We start from the raw sequence: 758 nt of genomic DNA on the forward strand, positions 1-758 counted from the left end.
GGCATGCCGGGAACAATGGTTTTCTCTCCCAGTCGCTTAATCTGCGCCTGCGGCACCGTCACTTTCATGTTGTAGTAAGGTTCGCCGCTGCGTTGATCGGTCAGTCGATCGGCAGAAATCAGCGCCACCTCGCCTTGTACCTTGGGTGTCGCATTCTGGTTAAAAGCGGTAAACATCAAATCGACCTGCAAACCCGGCTGTACCTTATCGACCAGGTTCACCGGCAGTTGGACCTCAACGTCGAGACGGCGGTTGCTGGGAACGATATCCAGCAGCGGTTCGCCGGTGCTGACTACGCCGCCCGCCGTGAACACCTTCAGGCCGACCACGGTGCCGTCCAACGGCGCACGGATTTCGGTATACTGCAGATCGTTGCTCGCCATCGTCAGTTTGCTGCGGTATTCGGCGATATCCATCTGGGTCTGGGTCAACTGCGTGCGCACCTCTTTCTGATAGTCGGCCTGGCGACGGGCGATATTTTGCTCCCCCTCCAGCAACTGCTGTTTGAACTGGCCCCGCTGTCCCTGCGACTGCGCCTGGGTGCTGCGTATATCCGCATACTGGCGCTGTATTTCCAGATAACGGTTGCGCGGCAGGTAGCCATCGGCAACCAGACTCGCCATGTTATTGAGTTGCTCGCGGAAGCTTTGCAGTTGTATTTGCCGGCTGCCCTGCGCGTTTTCTACCCCTTGCAATTGGAAGCGCACGCCGGCCATCGACTGACGGTAGGCTTCCAGTTCGCTGTTCAGCGCTGTCCG

Annotated in this window: 1 protein-coding gene; it reads right to left on the minus strand. The window is 58.3% G+C overall.

Annotated elements, in window-relative coordinates; all coding sequences use genetic code 11:
* The coding region (locus ACTJJ1_RS24975) for an HlyD family type I secretion periplasmic adaptor subunit (protein WP_440835737.1) at positions 1-758 on the minus strand (758 nt) is incomplete at both ends.

It is taken from the genome of Serratia sp. 22264, assembly GCF_052045345.1.
Classification (GTDB): Bacteria; Pseudomonadota; Gammaproteobacteria; order Enterobacterales; family Enterobacteriaceae; genus Serratia; species Serratia plymuthica.